The sequence below is a fragment of the Methanococcoides sp. NM1 genome, assembly GCF_900774285.1.
GTDB lineage: Archaea > Halobacteriota > Methanosarcinia > Methanosarcinales > Methanosarcinaceae > Methanococcoides > Methanococcoides vulcani.
Map to the genome: position 1 here is coordinate 1 of NZ_CAAGTW010000031.1, position 513 is coordinate 513.

The following is a 513-nucleotide window of genomic DNA, read 5'->3' on the forward strand; positions in this document are numbered from 1 at the left end:
GTCCAGCTACTATTGATATTGCCTGTAATATCAACCGTCTGGGTACTGATAGTATGCAGAGTATTGGAGGAAAGGTCGGTAGCATTATAGAAGATGGTAGTGCTGGAGACATTTGATTTGAACACATTATCAATGTAGATCATTGTGTGATTTAAATCAACATCTGAAGGATTAATCCAGCTCCAGTTGATCCAAGTTTCTCCGTAAATAGCATCTAGATTTGTTACACTGGCCGGTGCAGTAAGGTCCAGGGTGGTTGCAGTATCATTTATCCAGGTAGTGTTGATATTACCGTCAGTATCCACAGTTCTTGTACTGATCTGGTAGATGGTAGCTTCATCAAGACCGGTTGCTACATAGGAACTGTCAGGATCACTGACATTGGTTGTAAACACATTATCAAGATAGATCATGGTATGACTGAAATCTGGATCAGCAGGATTAGTCCAGTTCCATGTTATTGAACTACCACTAACACTTGATTCGTCCAGGCTGGTTACACTGGCCGGTGCA

The 513-nt window shown here is 41.7% G+C and carries 1 pseudogene; it reads right to left on the bottom strand.

The annotated features are described in order from the left end of the window. Window positions 1-513 (bottom strand): annotated as a pseudogene (locus E7X56_RS11880) (peptidase C1); the annotation flags it as partial.